Consider the following 16817-nt stretch of genomic DNA (forward strand, 5'->3'; position numbering starts at 1 on the left):
ACTCCTATTTATAGCTTTAAGCTATCAATTTATTCAAATTATATATTAGAAATAATAAGTTTGTCATTATATAATCAATAAACAAAAGGTTCAGAAAGGATGAATAGCTTGCCAATGAATGTATCAGCAGATTTGTGGACCGGCCGGACTGACCATACGGAGAGAAGAAGCAGTTTTCGCTACCATCAGATTGTAGAAATATCGGACTTGGATACATTGCAAGCTGCCAAGGATCGCACAGTCGCTATCATTGGGTTTGAATGTGAAGAGGGAGTGAGGCGCAATCAAGGACGATTAGGTGCAGCCAAAGCTCCAAACGCAATTCGGCAAGCGCTTGCAAGCCTTCCTTGGAAAGTGGTGGAGGGAAAACGGATTGTTGATGTGGGGAATATTACTTGTCCAAACGAAGAGCTAGAAGCTGCTCAAGAAAAATTGGGGAACGCCGTCTCTGCAATCTTTTCCAAAGCCATGACGCCCATTATTTTAGGCGGAGGCCATGAGACATTGTATGGACATTACGTAGGTGTCCGAAAGCATATTGGAAAAGAGGCTTCTCTGGGCATTATCAATATTGACGCTCATTTCGACTTGCGTTCCTATGAAGTTCAGCCTTCATCGGGGACGATGTTTCGACAAATACTAGAACATGACAAAAATAGTAGCTATTTTGTGTTGGGGATTCAGCGCTTCGGAAATACGCAAGAGCTATTTGATAAAGCAGATGAGCTTGGTGTGCGCTATGTGTATGAAGAAGAGATGACAGACGCACGAATGGATGAAATTAGTTTATCTGTAAGCGAATTCATCGAAAAGCACGACCATGTCATGCTGACGCTATGTACAGATGTTTTAAATGCAGCTTTTGCACCGGGAGTAAGTGCTCCATCTCCTTTCGGCTTAACACCAATGGTTGTTCGTACTTTGATCCGTACCGTTGCCGCTCATAAGAAAACGCTTTCTTTTGATATTTGTGAAGTGAATCCGAGTTTAGATGAAAACGGCAGAACAGTAAAGTTAGGTGCTTACTTGACGAATGAAGCCATCATGGGATTACTAGAGAACTAAGGGGAGACAACTATGACGTTAGCACTTAATCAAGTAACGACGATTTTTCTCGCAGTAGCACTTCTCGTATTAGGTACATTCCTCGTAAAAAAGGCTAGTTTCTTGCAAAAGTTTTGTATCCCGGCACCAGTGGTTGGGGGCTTGTTGTTTGCTGTCATTGCAACGGCTTTGAAAGCGACCGGAATTTTACAAATTACATTGGATACTTCCTTGCAAAGCTTGTTCATGCTCACATTTTTTACTACTGTTGGATTGGGAGCGAGCTTTAAGCTGATCAAGCTAGGCGGTAAGCTGCTCGTTATTTACTGGATCGCCTGTGGATTTCTGGCTTTGGCCCAAAACGTAATCGGTGTGTCTTTAGCTTCTGTGTTCGGTATTCATCCATTGATCGGGATGATGGCTGGGGCTGTCTCGATGGAAGGTGGACATGGAGCGGCTAGCGCTTTTGGACAAACGCTTGAAGATATGGGCATTCAATCTGCGTTGGCGGTTGGGATTGCAGCAGCTACCTTTGGTCTCGTTGCCGGGGGCTTGGTTGGCGGACCGACTGTGAAATATTTGATTTCCAAATACGATCTGAAGCCGACGGAAACGGAAGAAGTAGTAGAGACAGTAGAAGAAAAAGGACAACCGATTCACTCGAGTACCTTCTTCATCCAAATCTTGTTGATTACATTCTGTATGGCATTGGGAACGTATTTGGGAGAGCTGTTCTCGACTGCAACCGGATTTGTTCTGCCGGGTTATGTGGGTGCAATGTTTGTAGCGGTGATTGTGCGTAACATCGTAGACAAGCTCAATCCAAAGGGAATCGACATGAAGAGCATCAACCTGATCAGTGACGTGACGCTCGGAATCTTCCTGTCCATGGCACTGATGAGCATCAAGCTGTGGGAAGTTGCCGATCTAGCGCTTCCAATGCTCGTGATCGTATTTGTTCAAGTAGTTTTCATCGTTTTGTTTGGGATTTTCGTCCTATTCCGTTTGCTTGGCAAAAACTACGACGCCGCAGTCATGGTCGCAGGCTTTACAGGGCATGGTCTGGGCGCTACTCCAAACGCAATGGCGAATATGGCGGCCGTAACGGGACGATTTGGTCCTTCGCGAAAAGCATACTTGGTGGTTCCGATCGTCGGTGCCTTCCTGATTGACGTGTTCGCAATGCCAATCATTATTACCACGATTAATTTGTTTAAATAAAGACAATTTAAAAATCCCTTCATGCTGGAGAAAGTCGAGCTGGAGGGATTTTTTGTGCTTACAATCACTTTGGCTTACTCTTAACAATCTAGAGTCTTACAAATAATAGAGAAAAAAGGAAATAATTTCTTGGTTGTTCGCATCGTGTTCGTATATATTTATATAAGAACGTACGTTCCTGTTTTGTTTAACTTTGCAAAGGAAATCTCACCCAGCGATACAAGTTTCAGGGTGGAGATGTAGAATGCTGGCTTGGTAAGAGACAGCAGGAAGGGGATGAAAAGGGGCAGCAACTCCTAGGCAAATTTGAGGCACGAATGCAGAGTCAAAGTTTGCACAAGTAGAAGCCGATGAAAAATTATTTCGTTTTTTTGCGAAAATTGTAACCTTTTGTCATTTTTTGCGTATTAATTGTCAGAAACAACCAAAAAGTAAAAATTGTGGAGGGAAGTAGAATGAGAGAATTTCATGCTGATGTAGTAATTATTGGGGGAGGTACTGGTGGCTGCGCAGCAGCACTGGCAGCAGCGAAATCAGGAAAATCAGTCATTATGACGGAAGAAACCGATTGGATTGGCGGTCAATTTACGAGCCAAGCGGTACCACCAGATGAGCATCCATGGATCGAACAGTTTGGTTGCACGCGCAGCTATCGCACATTCCGTGACAGCGTACGTGATTATTATCGCAACCACTACCCAATGACGGCAGAAGCCCGCGTCATCCCGAATCTTGACCCTGGTAACGGTTCCGTAAGTCGTCTTTGCCACGAACCAAAAGTAGCGCTAGCTGTTTTTTATCAGATGCTCGCTCCTTATATTAACAGTGGTAGACTTACTATTCTGACGAATCACAAGCTGCATGCCGTTCGCATGGATGGCGATAACGTATTGTCGATCACAGTAGAAGATCAGAAGCATCATGATTTTCGTGAACTAGTAGCACCTTATTTCTTGGATGCGACGGAATGTGGAGATGTACTCCCACAAGCCGGCGTAGAATACGTACTTGGCGCTGAATCAGTGGATCAAACAGGGGAGCCAAGTGCTGTTGTCGGGCCGCCACAGCCAAATGATATTCAGGCGTTTACGTATTGCTTTGCCATGGATTATTTGGAGGGAGAAGATCATACCATTGCCAAGCCGGAAATGTATGACTTCTGGCGAAACTACAAAGCAGACTTCTGGCCGGACAAGCTACTTAGCTGGACAGGCTCCAGCCCGCGAAATACTGCTGAATCTGTACGATATGAGCTGTTCCCGGGTACTAAATATTTTCCGCTCTTCACGTATCGTCAGATTGCTGATCCGAAAAACTTCCAAACTGGATTGTACAAGAGTGGCATAACGACCGTTAACTGGCCGCAAAATGATTACTGGCTCGGCTCGATCATTGATGTGCCAGAGGAAGAACGTCAGCGTCACCTCTACGGCGGTAAACAACTGAGTCTCTCCCTTCTGTATTGGATGCAAACAGAGGCTCCTCGCCCAGATGGTGGACAAGGGTATCCAGGACTGCGACTGCGCAAGGATGTAATGGGAACAGAGGATGGATTGGCGATGTATCCGTATATTCGTGAATCCCGCCGGATCAAAGCAGAATTCACCGTATTGGAGCAGCATGTGAGTGCATTTTTCCGCAAAAATGGCAAAGCAGAAGCCTTCCATGATTCCGTTGGGGTCGGCAGCTACCGAATCGACCTGCATCCGAGTACTGCAAACCGTAATTACCTTGATGTGTCTACCTATCCGTTCCAAATTCCGTTGGGCAGCTTAATCCCTGTGCGTGTAAATAACCTGCTGCCTGCGGGCAAAAATCTTGGGGTTACGCATATTACAAATGGATGCTTCCGTCTCCACCCAGTAGAGTGGAACGTCGGTGAAGTAGCTGGTTATTTGACAGCTTATTGCTTGCAATACGGACTGACTCCTCGCGCTGTTCGAAACACTCCTGATGAGCTGAAAAAGTTCCAAGCGTTCTTGTACGCGGAAGGCGTAGAGTACTTCTGGCCAACGATGTACGCACTGTAAGCAGTTGAACGATCTGGTTGCCTGAGTTCGGGATTTCACCGAACTCAGGATTTTTCATGGATAGCGCCAGACCATCCAGCTTTTAAGGCAGCTGAGTTGAACGAGGGGGCTTTCGACAAGAAATCCGTAAGATTTCGTCGACAGTTTCCTGAGGTGTCTGCTCGGAGGAATCGATCCACATGCCGAGCTTTGGTGTTTCGGTCTGCAAGATTTGATTGAGGTGGGGAATTGTCCAAGCACCATACCCTGTTTTGGTACGGGAAGCTTCTCTCTGTTCAATCGCTTTTTCATTTGGCGTGAGTACGACAACATACAATGGACGGCTCCGAATCATTTTAACAAATTCGCTCAAAAAGGGGCCGATCACAACGTCCTGTACAACGACATTAAATCCTTCTTCAAAATAAGTGTCTGCCGCAGAGGCTGTTATTTTGTAGCGCAACCACAACTGACGAATGGCTTCTTCTGACGGCTCGGGCATATATTCCTCTCTGCCATTTACAATCATTCGTCGGAACGAATCACCACGCAGATGGACGCCTCGATTCAGCTTTTCAGCAAGTAACTGAGCTACCGTTGATTTTCCCGAAGCCATAATCCCAGTAACGAGAAAAATGCATCTGTCTGGAACGTTAAGATTGGCATTCTCTTGCCACATCATCATTATCCCACCTTACTCATACAATATTAATGAGTTCGCGCGTGGAAATCATTGGATAATCCTCGTCTTTTTTGAATCATAACATGGCGGTCATGAAAACGCGTTTAAAAAAAGAGGTACAAATAGGATAATATTTCTACGTGTCGAAAAAGGAAGTACAGTCATACCAAAATGAGGGGGACTTTATCGTGATAGGTCCTATTTTTTTGCGCGGGGAATTCATAGAGAAATTTAGGGAGCATCTATTGAATGTGCCTTATTATCAGGTGGTTCATCAAGGAATAAGCTGTGTTGACAACGGAATGAAGAAGGGAAGCACGGATGGAGTAAATGAGATCATCAATCAATTTGTACAGGCTCGTTTCCCTATTATTTGTTCTGCTGGGAGTAAAAGCTCTATACCATTTTGGGACTTTCATCTCGCTTTACAATATGACGAGGAGAAGAGAACAGCTATCATCTGTGAGTTGCTCGTGCGTGAACTAAACCAGGATCATTGTAGAAAAGCGTTACTCATGGCGTATTATTTTTTGGTGAATCCGAAAATGGGCGTAGAAAAGATACAAGCCCCGATGAATCTGTCCGATTTGGCTGATTGCAAAGAATTTGAAGATATCATGATAGAGTTCATTCCGCACCAAAACATCACATATTTGTCTTAGAAGAACAATAACACATGGAGGTGTCAAGGTATGGTGAACCTGATCAAAATCAGAGCGAGTGTATTTATCCCCCAGTCATGGACGGAGCCAAGAACAGATCCGCAAACAGGAAAAACCATTCAATTCGAAGGCGATTCACGAGAATTTACTCCCTATGCCGTTAACACGATGCGTTCCAGAGTGGAGCAAGAGGTTGTCGTAGACTTTATGGAAAAGGAAATTTTTACTTATCAGAACACGGGAATCACGACAGAGAAAATCACGAATCCTGATGGCTCGATTCAGCTGCGAAAAGGAAAAGCGAGTACGGAGGGCATTTTGTGCAGGAATATGGTATGGAAATCGGATGAAGAAGTGAGCTTTGAAATGAGCGCAAGTGCGAGTAATCCCCTTAATGAGCATGCGCCTCCGGTGGACTACTTATTATCGGTAACGGCGAAAAGGGATGGTCTTGTACAGATCGAAGGAGCGCATGATGGCTTTCCTTGCTTTGAGTTTTATAAGCAAGCGGATTTTGGGCCGTTTGAAACGATTTATACCCATGATTTCCGCAAAACAGGTGATACTCCGGCAGCCTTGGGTGGTGAGATGGAATATCACTTTCGTAAGATACTGTAGTCCGAACGTTGTCACGACAAGTATATGGATCCAGACCATCGTCAAAGAAGGACTGTTGAGCTCGTTCTCGTCTTCGGAAAAAGAAGGAGCAACGCACAAGCAAGTTTAGTAATTCGGGACATTGCTTCATTCTATCATAAACCATATCATGAACTAGATCATGGAAGGGAGTAGGCACCAAAAATCTCCCATCCCACGGTTACGAGGAGGTTCTTACCATGAGTCACCCGACGATATTCGATCAATTCCCTGTCATCGAAACAGACAGATTGATCCTTCGACAACCTGATCAACAAGACATAGAAGATATTTTTGAAGTGTTGTCAAATGAAGAAGTGGCGAGATATGTAGGAATAGCAAGGTTTCAATCGATAGCAGAGGCTGAAAATGAACTTCAATGGTATCGAGACTTATTTGAACAAAAACAGGGACTCAGGTGGGCAGTCTCCGATCGTTCCACAGGAAAATTTCTTGGCAGTTGCGGTTACAAACATTATCATGCTGTACATAACAAAGCGGAGATTGGGTATGATCTGAATTTTTCGTGGTGGAATAAGGGGATCATGTCGGAAGCGCTGCGGCCCATCATCGCGTACGGGTTTACGCATATGAATCTAAACAGAATAGAAGCAGAAGCAGATACGCGAAATACGGCATCCATCCATTTGCTCCAAAAATTTGGCTTTCAAGTGGAAGGAATCCATCGAGAAACGGAATTTGAAAATGGGATGTACATTGATCTTGTGAAGCTGGGGCTGCTTCGAAAAGAATATGAGTTGAATTCATAAAAGAATCGTTGTCGATAAGCGGCGGGGGAATGTACGGAATCTTTCATCGTACAGACCCCCGCTCATTTTCTTCCCACCTCAACAGCCACGCGCAAAGCAGACTCAATCGCCCCTTGAATCCAGCCGTGATAATCATTCGAGGTGTGCTCCCCTGCAAAATAAATTTTTCCTTCAGGAGCACCAACGTGAGAAGCCAATTCCGTCTCCTGCAACGGTTTGAACAAGGCAAAGGCACCAGCAGCATGAGGCTGCAATGCCCAATTATGTGCGACCCCCGTAACGAAGGTAGTGTACACCTGCTCCCCATGAATGTCAGCTAGATGCTTTACCGCTTGCATCACTTGTTCTTCTTTCGACATGCTGAGCCACGGAAGATCGTCATCCTCCCATGTGTAACTGACCAATACGACACCCCCGGGGTGATCAAACCCATGGTTGGGAAAGTAGGAGAGGCGAATGGGCGAATCCGTTACGGTTTGTCCGCTCCTTATTCCTTGTGCTTCCCAGAATCGCTGAGAAAACTGGATGCCTATTTTGGATGAGGAAACATAGTGGAGTTGACGAATGGCTTTCCATTTTTGATAGGAAAACAGATCGTACGGTTCAACCTGAACAAACTGCAAGACGGTAAAAGGGATGGTAATAATCACGATATCACCAGTCATCTGAAATCGTTCGTCTGTGTCGGTACGCACGCCAGAAATAGTCATTTGATTTCCCGTCTGGACGATTCGCGTCATTTTATGCCGGAAGTAAATATTGTCCTGTAATTGGGGGAGAAATGCCTGTGGTAGCTGGTCAAATCCCCCTGCTATTTCGTAAAAGCGTGTTGAAGGATCGAACAGGATGAAGTCTCGTAAAATTTCGGGAAAGGCGAGCTCAGGGAAGCCCTCGAAGCCAGTCATGACCTTGATCATGTCGATAGCGGGGGCGGATAAGGAAGGGCCAACAGGATTGAAGCGTATGAACTGATCCATGGAAAAACGATCGTATTTTTTGACGACGATGGGCCAATTCTTCGCGGGATCGAGGTTGATAAAGTCGACGATAGGTTTAATGGCTTGCCCGGCCAATTCATCGAATGTACGGCCTTTTTCATGTGGGGCTACAGGGAAGCGGAGGATGTCAGGATCGCGTTGATAGATCCAACGTCTTGTTTTGATGCCATTTATTGAGAGGATGTCGTTGGGGGAGTTGTTGATAAACGGATGAAGAGGCAGAGCGAATTTCGTCACGTATGCCAGGGTAAGCTCGTGCGTGTGAGGAATACGCATGGCCCCAGCTTCTAGATAATGCCCATGGGTAAAAGGAGAGCGCAGTGTCAAAACTCTCCCGCCTATCCGGTCCGCTGCTTCCAAAATCGTTACGTTGTGTCCCGCTGTTTTTAGCAACGAGGCAGAAACAAGACCAGCCATTCCAGACCCGACGATGATGATAGTGAGGGGGGAGTGGGTTTTGGGGAGACCGTTGCGAATAATGGACAGCATGTCAGGTTGTGTTAAGGAGAAGGAGGGATTATGCATCGATTGTCTCCTTTCCATTTTTTTCGATACTATGATCCTATTCCATGGATGACTCAGGTATGCGTTGTGTAAGTCGATCATACAGGACTCTACCATTTTCATCCAAGAAATGATAGGATGGAGAAAAGGGGAACAAACGATCGGAGGAGTTCGCATGTTACCAATGAATGTTATCTGGAAACCAACGACAGGTGTCGGATATGAGCACTTGAGAATACGGGAGGGTTCGAATAGAATCCACGTAAATAGCATGGTGATCGGGAGGCTGGATGACGCTACCATAACCAGAATCCAATATGAAATTGTCATGGATTCAAATTGGGTCACGCGAGAGGTTTCACTGGCGATCATGGGCGAAGAAGGCGCTTTGCATCTCTCATCGGATGGCAAGGGAAATTGGACGAATGAGGTGGGTGAGCCCATTCCTGAGCTCGTTGACTGTATCGATATCGATATTTCTTGTACGCCTTTCACGAATACTCTGCCGATCCGTCGTTTGTCGTATTCTCCACGAGAACCACAGTCTATCCAAGTAGCCTATTTCTCAGCCCATGAGCTGACGTATAAACAAGTTCAGCAACAATATACACTGCTAGAAGTCAAAGGAGACTCGTCTGTTTATCAATATCGGGCAGGAACATTCGTGGAAAACATCACTGTCGATACAAATGGGTTGGTTCTGAACTATCCAGACCTGTTTATTCGTGAGCAGGTGTAGGGAGAAGGAGTGATTGTCGAGCATGGCTGAAAGGTTTATTGCGGGTATACTGGCCAGTTTTTTATTTACGTTTGGGATTGCACTTCTGTATTTTCAAGATCGATCCTCGGTTCTTCCCGTCGCGATGTTTACGTTCCCGACGGTGTTTCTATTAGGGATTCCGCAATCTCTCGTCATAGATTGGGTCATGAAGCGATTTTCATGGGGTAAGGGAAGTCTCCTTTTCATCCTAGAAGCAATGCTGTACATCGTGGCTGGAATCATCGCAACCATCATGCTTTTCTTAATCGTTACGCATACCTTTAAGCTGCTTCTCAAGTTTTACGTCCTGGGCGTAGCTGCCTCTTTGCTTTATTTTGTTTGCCTGCGTTTCTTAAGACGTAAAAAGAAAGCCCTGCATGTAGCGTAAGGAAAAGGAGCGAGTGCCATGAATGAATGGGTACAAGTCGTGCCAGGCAACATTTTGGAAGCGACAGAAAATATCATCGTGCAGCAGGTCAACTGCATGGGTGTGATGGGCGCAGGGCTTGCCAAGCAAATAAGAGTCAAATATCCAAGTGTTTATACGGAGTACAAGCGGCATTGCGAGCAGTATGCGGATGCGCGTGGCGACCTCCTTGGACAAGTACTGCTTTGTCAGGTTGGGGAAGAGAAGTACATTGCCAATCTTTTCGCACAGCTCGGTTATGGAAAAAAAGGAGTCTACACGAAATATGACATGCTGCAAAAAGGGTTGGAAGAAGTTCTTTCCCTAGCGAAAAAAGAAAATCTGACCATCGCCATTCCATACGGGATCGGCAGCGGATTAGCAGGCGGGGACTGGGATGTGGTGAGTAAGCAGCTTGACGATACTTTTGCTGGTTATGGTGTGAAGCTGTACAAATTCGAAGCGGATTGACGGTAGAAGATCACATGCGCTATAGTAAAGAGAACCATATCTAGGGAGAGATGTTGATGTCGGCGGTAGTTCTTAACTAAAGCAATTCCATACAAAAGGTCTTGATTCATCATTTGAAATTTTGCCATGTAGCAAGGTTTCTTTGTGCTGGATGATAATCGGCCTTGGAATTAGTTAAGAACAACGGATATCATACAATGCCTTAGGTGAAAATCCTATCATTGCGCCCAAAATCCGTGCTGTGTTCAGCGCGGTTTTTTATTTGGTTGCGTTTTGTTTAGGTATCCCAAAAAAAGGGCGGAGAATGACATTTGTTCATTCTTCGCCCTTTTTTATTTTTCATAAAAAAGGAGAAATCAGTCATGAATGAAAAAGCATTGCAATGTCTCGAATACGACAAAATCAAAGAAAAGGTAATGGAATACGCCTTATCGTACGCAGGGAAAAAGCATGTAGAACAAATGAAGCCGATGGACTCTGTCAAAGTAGTGCGTAGTAAGCTGGATGAAACAGCAGAAGCCAAGAACATCCTGCAAAATGGAGCCAGTGTACCAATTCCCGCGCTGGAAGGGATGGAGAAGATTCTTTCCCTGCTGGGGACGGGATATGTATTTGGCGTAAATGATTTTACCAATCTGTACTTGTTCCTTACGAGTTGCTCACAACTAATGAAATACATGGCGGCAAAAGCACAATTGGCGCCACGCGTAAGCACCTATGCAGCATCGATGTACGACGTCCCAAAACTGAAAAATGAAATTGAGCAAAGCATCCGTCATGGGCAAGTTGTCGATTCTGCTAGCAAAGACTTGTTAAAGGTGCGTAAGCGCACCATCGTAATGGAAGAGCGCCTGAAAAGACAACTGGATTCCATCATGAACAAATATCGTTCAATCATGCAAGAAAATGTGATTAGTACACGTAATGGACGCTATGTCATCCCCATCAAAAAAGAACATCGCAAGCAAGTGGCTGGCAGTGTCTTAGATGAGTCGGCGAGCGGTCAAACCGTCTATATGGAGCCGTCGGAGATCAGCACAGTACAGTTCGAACTCACAGCACTCAAGGCAGAGGAAGAACGCGAAGTAACAAAAGTACTGATGCAATTGTCCGCATTCGCGGAAGAATATGCGCATGAACTTACGGTGAATGTCGAGACCGTTGGCTTGTATGACTTCCTTTTCGCAAAAGCGAAGTACGCATTGGCAATCGGAGGCGCGAATGTCGAACTAAACGAAAAAGGGATTATCGATGTCAAGGAAGCAAGGCATCCGCTACTCGGTCCGAAAATGGTGCCGCTGCATATGAAGATTGGTCGAGAGTACAAATCGCTTATTATTACAGGTCCCAATACAGGTGGGAAAACATTGACGTTAAAAACGATCGGGCTGTTAACTATGATGGTGCAGTCAGGTTTGCTCGTACCAGTACAGGAGGGCAGTCGTTTCTCGATTTTTCGCAATATCGCGGTAGATATTGGGGATGGGCAAAGCATCGAGCAGGCGTTAAGCACGTTTTCCGCGCATATTCATAATGTCCTTGAAATCTTGCAGGTTACTGATTCCTCGACACTCGTTCTGATTGACGAGATGGCTACCGGTACAGATCCAGGAGAAGGGGTCGCCTTGTCGATTGCGATCTTGGAGGAGCTGCACCGAAGAGGCGCTACGGTGATCGTGAATACACATTTTAACGAAATCAAAAATTTTGCCTCTGCAACCGCCGGGTTCCAAAATGCACGAATGGAATTTGACGAGGAGACCTTGCAGCCACTGTATCGCTTGCGAATTGGAGAAGCTGGCCAGAGCTACGCATTCCTGATCGCACTGAAGCTGGGTATCCCGTCTGAGATGATTCAGCGGTCGCGGGAAATTACTCGGAATGGATTCACGACTACCACTACGGAAAGGCTGGAACAATACCAAGACGTTGCACAGGAAGAGTATGAGGCTCCCCATTATGTGGAGACACGAATAATAGAAAAGCCAGAAGAAGTGGAAGTAGCGGTGGAAGAGGAAAGACAAGAGCATCTTCCACAGGAGATTTCCGAAAAAGCCACAGATACGCCAGCCACGCCAACGCGTGACAAACCATTTGCTGTTGGTGATTGTGTGTTCATCTCCTATCTGGGGAGAACCGGCATTGTGTTTGCTGCGGAGGATTCCAAAGGCATCGTTGGCGTCATGATTCAAAATCAGAAATATAAAATCAACAAAAAACGCCTCGTCTTGCATATTGAGGGCAAAGAACTGTATCCGGCCGATTATGACATGGACATCGTGTTTGAGACAAAAGAGAACCGGAAGAAGCGCAAAATGATGAGTCGCAAGCATGTCGAAGGAATATCGATCGAGACGAAGCCGGAGGGGTGACGAGGAACGGGCAAAAAGCCGATTTTCTCAAAGAGAGAATCGGCTTTTTGATGTTGACAGGATGAATAGGCTACTTGGCTGTATGACTAACCGTCATTTGTTTACTAACAAGCACCATGATGATCGCCAATAGCAAGAAGTAGATTGGCATGGTGACGAGCGAGCCATTATGAAAATAACTCATGCCGCTGGTGATAAGACTGACGACGATGTAGTAGCCCAAACCAAAAATAGCGCCAGCAGTTCCGAGTACATCGCTGTAGTGGACAAGGGCTAAACTCAGGCAGTTTGGAATCATCATCCCAATCCCCAGCAGAAGAATAAAGAGAGAGGCTACCATAATCGCCAGCGAGACAACGGACGGACGGACTCCATACAAAGTGAAGCTTGTGAGGCATACTGCTCCTAACGTCGTCACTAGTGAGCCGATCAGGATAATGTTTTCAGCCGGGTATTTGCTTAGAAGTTTTTTCGAGAGCATGGCTCCGATCACAGAAGCCAACGCTACGAAAATACCTAAAAACCCAAACACACCAGGAGTCATGCCGAAAAACGCAATGAAAATAAAGGGAGCTTCGGCATAGTAACTAAACAACATGCCATTTGTCGCCCCAATTAAGAAACCAAAAGCCCAAATCCTTTTGTCCGTAACAAGTCGTTTGGCTACCGCAAGCGTGTTTATGCTTGAAGCTGTAGACGTTTTGGTCTCAGGCAACGAGACAAACGCGTAAGCAAAAATCGCTACGCTCATCGCAATCAGCGTGAAGAAAACAGCCTGATATCCAAACGATTGATCCACCCAACCACCGATTAAGGGGCCAATTGCAGGAGTAAAAGCGAGAGCAGCTGAAATCTGAGCAAAAACAGCATGACGCTTGGTCGTGTCAGTACTCTCTCGTAAGATGGTTTGGGTTACCACTGATCCTGCACTCGCACCGAAAGCTTGAATGAACCGGCTCCATAACAACCAGTCAGCTGAATCGGAGAGGAAGCAACCCAAGCTACCCAGGCCGTAAACGAATATTCCCCAGAGCATGGCAGGGCGTCGCCCGATAGCGTCAGAGAGTCTCCCCCAGCAAAATACGCCAAAGGCAAAACCGAGGAAGTAAATACTGAGTGTCAGTTGGATCGTATTGTTACTGGCATGAAGGCGATTGGCGATATCAGGTAACGAAGGTGTATAGATCGTTTCACTAATTTGCGGAAAACCCACCAAAATGATTAACAGTAACAAAGATGGTGTTGAGATTTTTCTATTCACTTATACATTCCCCCTACATTCCGAAAATCTCAAACAGCGTAGGAGGGAGATTACGGGATTGGGGGTTTACATTTGATCAGTCTGGAAAATGAAAGCATATTGTCACCTTACATAAGTAATAGGGGGAAATTTTCCAATAGAATAGCATTCATTGGGAATCGGTGACAAGTCATTTTCGTCTGGTGGTTTACTCACACTTTTCTCTTTTCCCTCGATGTAGGGATGACCTCCCTTTTTTATATTTACTGTTCTCCTACGATCACAACCTCAGGAACAAGGTGAATGCCTGATTGGCTGTGAACTTTTTCCTGAATCTGCCTCATGAGTGTCCATACATCAAGTGCGGTGGCATTGCCGGTATTCATAATAAAATTGGCATGTTTGCTCGATACCTGCGCGCCTCCGTACCGCATGCCCTTTAATCCAGCATCTTCAATGAGCTTGGCAGCAAAATGGCCCGGAGGATTTCTGAATACACTACCTGCACAGTCAAACGGCAGAGGCTGTGTTTTTAAACGTCTTTCTTTATAGTGGTTCCACTGGAGCTTGATGCTGTCGCTGTCGCGCGGGGTCAGCTCAAAAATCGCTTCCGTGATAATGACATCCACATCTTGCAAGGAAGAGTGGCGATAAGAAAAATCCAAATCTGCAGCAACCAGCGAGCGAATGGCTCCCGTTTGCGTGATCACTTCAGTTGAATGGAAAATGTCTGCTATATCCGATCCGTTCGCGCCTGCATTCATATACACAGCGCCGCCGACAGACCCGGGTATTCCACCTGCGAACTCCAATCCACTGAGCCTGTGCTTGTTTGCCAACGCTGCAAGCTTGATCAAGGAGTAGCCAGCCCCAGCGTAAATCTGATTGCCCAAGATTCGGGCATAGTCCAAAGCCTTGTGTAATGTAATGACCGCGCCGCGATACCCCTTGTCTGTGACTAAAAGGTTGGAGCCCTTTCCGATCACCATCCATGGGACATGATGTTCATTCAGTATTTGTATGACCATGATCAGTTGGGATTTACTGCTCGGTGTAATCAGTAAATCCGCAGGTCCGCCAATTTTCCAGGTAGTATGTGCCGCTAAAGGCTCCTGATAAGTCACTTCGACCTGTCGTTTACGGAGAAGGGAGAATACAGGTTTCATTCGTTTCACCTATCCTTCTTGGAAAAAAACACCTTGCACTACAAACACAGTATATGCACTGTTTTATATATATTCAACTAAAATGTTTAATAAATGACTGTTGCGTAGGTTTTGTGCTGAACAAAGAGTGTCACTTTATAAACATGTTTGTTGAATTAGTTATACAAAGGACATATACTGTGAGCGTATCGTTCTTTTCCAATAAAGGGGCGAAGAGAAAATGGAGAGATATAGACACCTATCAACACGTGAATACATTCTATTGTTGCTGAAAAGGGAAGGGGAGCTCAGCACAAAGGATTTGCAAAACAGGCTGGAGCTCACAAAGGTAGCTGTCAGCAGGCAAATGATCCACTTGGAAAAAGATGGTTTTGTTGTGTGCCGAGTAGGTCGTCAAAAAGCAGGCAGACCGATGCACTACTACTCGTTGACAGAGAAAGGTAATGAACAATTTCCGAATGATTACGGGCAATTAGCCGTGGATTTGATGGAGCATATCGTGCTGGCAGACGGGGAAGACCGAGTGGATCAATTTTTCGCAAGACAGCAAGAGAAGATTATCCAGATATACGAGGGGCAAATGGAAGGAAAAGAGTTATCTGAAAGGGTGGCAGAGATGGCAAGCATCCAAGATGACAACGGATTTATGGCGAGATGGGAACAGGTCGGTGATGCGGAATTTGTGATCACGCAGTACAATTGCCCCTATTTTAAAGTAGCAGATCGATATCAAATGATCTGTGCAAGAGAGCTTGATTGTTACCGAGCGTTACTGCAGACGAGCGTAGAACGGACAGAATGTGTGGCAATCGGCGGGAAGAAATGTGTCTATCAGATCCGTTCTACGCAATCGTAGCTGCAAAGCATCATCACGGCAAATGAAACGACAAATGGGAGGGAATGAAAACCATGACCAATTCGAATCCATGGGATGCTGACTGGGAAGTATCTGAACCAATGGCACGCGCACTCATCTTCCGTCAGTTTCCGCAGCTATCTTCTATGCCCATCAAGCTGATCGGCTATGGTTGGGATAATGTGGTCTTTCGAGTGGGGGATGAATATGTTTTCCGTTTTCCTAGGCGGAATGTAGCTGTTGAACTGATCAAAAAGGAAGGAGTGCTGCTGCCAATGCTTGCGGCATTCCTGACGATACCGTATCCGAAGCCAGTTTTTTATGGGGAACCAACCAATGACTATCCATTCCCTTTTTTGGGGTACACGTATGTACCGGGTACGTTTCCAAAAGGCTTGAGCGACGAGCAGCGTGCTTCATCGGCAGTGGCACTTGCGACGTTTTTAAAAAGATTGCACGGGTTTCCGCTCCAACGTGCCTGCGAGAACGGGATCGAACATGATCACAGGAACCTTCTGGACATTGCACAGAGAAAAGAAAAAATGCAGACGTTCTTGTCTACCTTAGCTGTACATATTTCTTGTGAAGATCGGGATGCGATCGCGAATTATTTAGGGCAAGTCGTGATAGACCGAATAAGTCCGCGTGAAGTGATTCTGCATGGAGACTTGCATGTGAAAAATATGCTGGTAGATGAAGCTGGGCATATATCAGGCATTATTGACTGGGGAGATCTCAATGTGGGTCACCCGGGAGCGGATTTAAATGTGGCCTACAGTTTTTTACCGCCACAAGCCCGCCAATCGTTTTTTCTCGCGTATGGAGAAGTGGATGAAGAGACAAAAATATTGGCCAGGATGATGGCCGTGTTCATTCCGATGCTGCTCTGGATGCAAGCCATTGATCACCATGACGAAGAAGTGGCAGAGGAAGCAAGAATGTCGATAAGGCGAGCACTCGCTGACGAATAGGGCATCGGTAAAATGTTTCAGGGGACAAGCGCTAAAGCTCATCCCCCGA

16 protein-coding genes are annotated in these 16817 nt (G+C 45.7%); 12 read left to right on the plus strand and 4 right to left on the minus strand.

Annotation, left to right across the window (positions count from 1 at the left end; translation table 11 throughout):
* Window positions 1-99 precede the first annotated feature (99 nt).
* The 3 genes from hutG to E8L90_RS03505 all read left to right on the plus strand — a co-directional run bounded on the left by hutG (window position 100) and on the right by E8L90_RS03505 (window position 4295).
* A complete protein-coding gene (hutG, locus tag E8L90_RS03495; RefSeq protein WP_137028009.1) occupies window positions 100-1065 on the plus strand; it encodes a formimidoylglutamase in 966 nt (321 codons plus the stop codon).
* A gap of 12 nt (window positions 1066-1077) precedes the next feature.
* Window positions 1078-2265, plus strand: coding sequence for a sodium/glutamate symporter (gene gltS / locus E8L90_RS03500; RefSeq protein WP_137028010.1), 1188 nt, complete (start codon window positions 1078-1080; stop codon window positions 2263-2265).
* Window positions 2266-2720: 455 nt separating this feature from the next.
* Window positions 2721-4295: an FAD-dependent oxidoreductase gene (locus E8L90_RS03505; protein WP_137028011.1), complete on the plus strand. Its 1575-nt coding sequence runs from the start codon at window positions 2721-2723 to the stop codon at window positions 4293-4295.
* A gap of 82 nt (window positions 4296-4377) precedes the next feature.
* Here the strand turns inward: E8L90_RS03505 and E8L90_RS03510 are convergent, their stop codons facing one another.
* Entirely contained in the window at window positions 4378-4953 is a 576-nt protein-coding gene (locus E8L90_RS03510) for an AAA family ATPase (protein ID WP_244297489.1), read from the minus strand.
* Window positions 4954-5144: 191 nt separating this feature from the next.
* Here E8L90_RS03510 and E8L90_RS03515 point away from each other — a divergent pair, with 191 nt between their 5' ends.
* The 3 genes from E8L90_RS03515 to E8L90_RS03525 all read left to right on the plus strand — a co-directional run bounded on the left by E8L90_RS03515 (window position 5145) and on the right by E8L90_RS03525 (window position 7024).
* Entirely contained in the window at window positions 5145-5618 is a 474-nt protein-coding gene (locus E8L90_RS03515) for a hypothetical protein (RefSeq protein ID WP_137028013.1), read from the plus strand.
* Window positions 5619-5648: 30 nt separating this feature from the next.
* Window positions 5649-6236, plus strand: coding sequence for a DUF3238 domain-containing protein (locus tag E8L90_RS03520; protein ID WP_137028014.1), 588 nt, complete (start codon window positions 5649-5651; stop codon window positions 6234-6236).
* Between the two features lie 218 nt (window positions 6237-6454).
* Window positions 6455-7024, plus strand: coding sequence for a GNAT family N-acetyltransferase (locus E8L90_RS03525; protein WP_137028015.1), 570 nt, complete (start codon window positions 6455-6457; stop codon window positions 7022-7024).
* A gap of 62 nt (window positions 7025-7086) precedes the next feature.
* Here E8L90_RS03525 and E8L90_RS03530 read toward each other — a convergent pair whose 3' ends face one another.
* Entirely contained in the window at window positions 7087-8547 is a 1461-nt protein-coding gene (locus E8L90_RS03530) for a flavin monoamine oxidase family protein (protein WP_137028016.1), read from the minus strand.
* A 154-nt stretch (window positions 8548-8701) separates the two neighbouring features.
* Here E8L90_RS03530 and E8L90_RS03535 point away from each other — a divergent pair, with 154 nt between their 5' ends.
* The 4 genes from E8L90_RS03535 (at window position 8702) to E8L90_RS03550 (ending at window position 12535) form a co-directional block, all read left to right on the plus strand.
* Window positions 8702-9265, plus strand: coding sequence for a putative glycolipid-binding domain-containing protein (locus E8L90_RS03535; protein WP_137028017.1), 564 nt, complete (start codon window positions 8702-8704; stop codon window positions 9263-9265).
* Between the two features lie 22 nt (window positions 9266-9287).
* Window positions 9288-9674: a hypothetical protein gene (locus E8L90_RS03540; RefSeq protein ID WP_137028018.1), complete on the plus strand. Its 387-nt coding sequence runs from the start codon at window positions 9288-9290 to the stop codon at window positions 9672-9674.
* An 18-nt stretch (window positions 9675-9692) separates the two neighbouring features.
* Window positions 9693-10163, plus strand: coding sequence for a macro domain-containing protein (locus E8L90_RS03545; protein ID WP_137028019.1), 471 nt, complete (start codon window positions 9693-9695; stop codon window positions 10161-10163).
* A gap of 362 nt (window positions 10164-10525) precedes the next feature.
* The gene (locus tag E8L90_RS03550; RefSeq protein ID WP_137028020.1) at window positions 10526-12535 is read left to right on the plus strand and encodes an endonuclease MutS2; all 2010 of its coding nucleotides are present in this window, start codon (window positions 10526-10528) and stop codon (window positions 12533-12535) included.
* Window positions 12536-12605: 70 nt separating this feature from the next.
* Here the strand turns inward: E8L90_RS03550 and E8L90_RS03555 are convergent, their stop codons facing one another.
* The gene (locus tag E8L90_RS03555; RefSeq protein ID WP_137028021.1) at window positions 12606-13796 is read right to left on the minus strand and encodes a multidrug effflux MFS transporter; all 1191 of its coding nucleotides are present in this window, start codon (window positions 13794-13796) and stop codon (window positions 12606-12608) included.
* A 242-nt stretch (window positions 13797-14038) separates the two neighbouring features.
* Window positions 14039-14941 (minus strand): UDP-N-acetylmuramate dehydrogenase, encoded by a 903-nt coding sequence (murB, locus tag E8L90_RS03560; RefSeq protein WP_137033258.1) that lies wholly within the window; start codon window positions 14939-14941, stop codon window positions 14039-14041.
* Window positions 14942-15161: 220 nt separating this feature from the next.
* Between murB and E8L90_RS03565 the strand changes: the two genes are divergently transcribed.
* Both E8L90_RS03565 and E8L90_RS03570 read left to right on the plus strand, forming a co-directional pair.
* Complete coding sequence (locus E8L90_RS03565; RefSeq protein WP_137028022.1) at window positions 15162-15797, plus strand: helix-turn-helix transcriptional regulator; 636 nt, start codon at window positions 15162-15164, stop codon at window positions 15795-15797.
* 53 nt (window positions 15798-15850) lie between these two features.
* Window positions 15851-16768 carry a phosphotransferase gene (locus tag E8L90_RS03570; protein ID WP_137028023.1) on the plus strand — a complete coding sequence of 306 codons (918 nt, stop codon included), beginning with the start codon at window positions 15851-15853 and terminating at the stop codon, window positions 16766-16768.
* Window positions 16769-16817: the final 49 nt, after the last annotated feature.

The sequence above is a fragment of the Brevibacillus antibioticus genome (assembly GCF_005217615.1).
GTDB lineage: Bacteria > Bacillota > Bacilli > Brevibacillales > Brevibacillaceae > Brevibacillus > Brevibacillus antibioticus.

Bases quoted from the DNA above. Each gene is read 5' to 3' on its own strand.
- hutG (WP_137028009.1), top strand. From the start codon at position 100: ATGAATAGCTTGCCAATGAATGTATCAGCAGATTTGTGGACCGGCCGG.
- gltS (WP_137028010.1), top strand. From the start codon at position 1,078: ATGACGTTAGCACTTAATCAAGTAACGACGATTTTTCTCGCAGTAGCA.
- E8L90_RS03505 (WP_137028011.1), top strand. From the start codon at position 2,721: ATGAGAGAATTTCATGCTGATGTAGTAATTATTGGGGGAGGTACTGGT.
- E8L90_RS03510 (WP_244297489.1), bottom strand. From the start codon at position 4,953: ATGTGGCAAGAGAATGCCAATCTTAACGTTCCAGACAGATGCATTTTT.
- E8L90_RS03520 (WP_137028014.1), top strand. From the start codon at position 5,649: ATGGTGAACCTGATCAAAATCAGAGCGAGTGTATTTATCCCCCAGTCA.
- E8L90_RS03525 (WP_137028015.1), top strand. From the start codon at position 6,455: ATGAGTCACCCGACGATATTCGATCAATTCCCTGTCATCGAAACAGAC.
- E8L90_RS03530 (WP_137028016.1), bottom strand. From the start codon at position 8,547: ATGCATAATCCCTCCTTCTCCTTAACACAACCTGACATGCTGTCCATT.
- E8L90_RS03535 (WP_137028017.1), top strand. From the start codon at position 8,702: ATGTTACCAATGAATGTTATCTGGAAACCAACGACAGGTGTCGGATAT.
- E8L90_RS03540 (WP_137028018.1), top strand. From the start codon at position 9,288: ATGGCTGAAAGGTTTATTGCGGGTATACTGGCCAGTTTTTTATTTACG.
- E8L90_RS03545 (WP_137028019.1), top strand. From the start codon at position 9,693: ATGAATGAATGGGTACAAGTCGTGCCAGGCAACATTTTGGAAGCGACA.
- E8L90_RS03550 (WP_137028020.1), top strand. From the start codon at position 10,526: ATGAATGAAAAAGCATTGCAATGTCTCGAATACGACAAAATCAAAGAA.
- murB (WP_137033258.1), bottom strand. From the start codon at position 14,941: ATGAAACCTGTATTCTCCCTTCTCCGTAAACGACAGGTCGAAGTGACT.
- E8L90_RS03565 (WP_137028022.1), top strand. From the start codon at position 15,162: ATGGAGAGATATAGACACCTATCAACACGTGAATACATTCTATTGTTG.
- E8L90_RS03570 (WP_137028023.1), top strand. From the start codon at position 15,851: ATGACCAATTCGAATCCATGGGATGCTGACTGGGAAGTATCTGAACCA.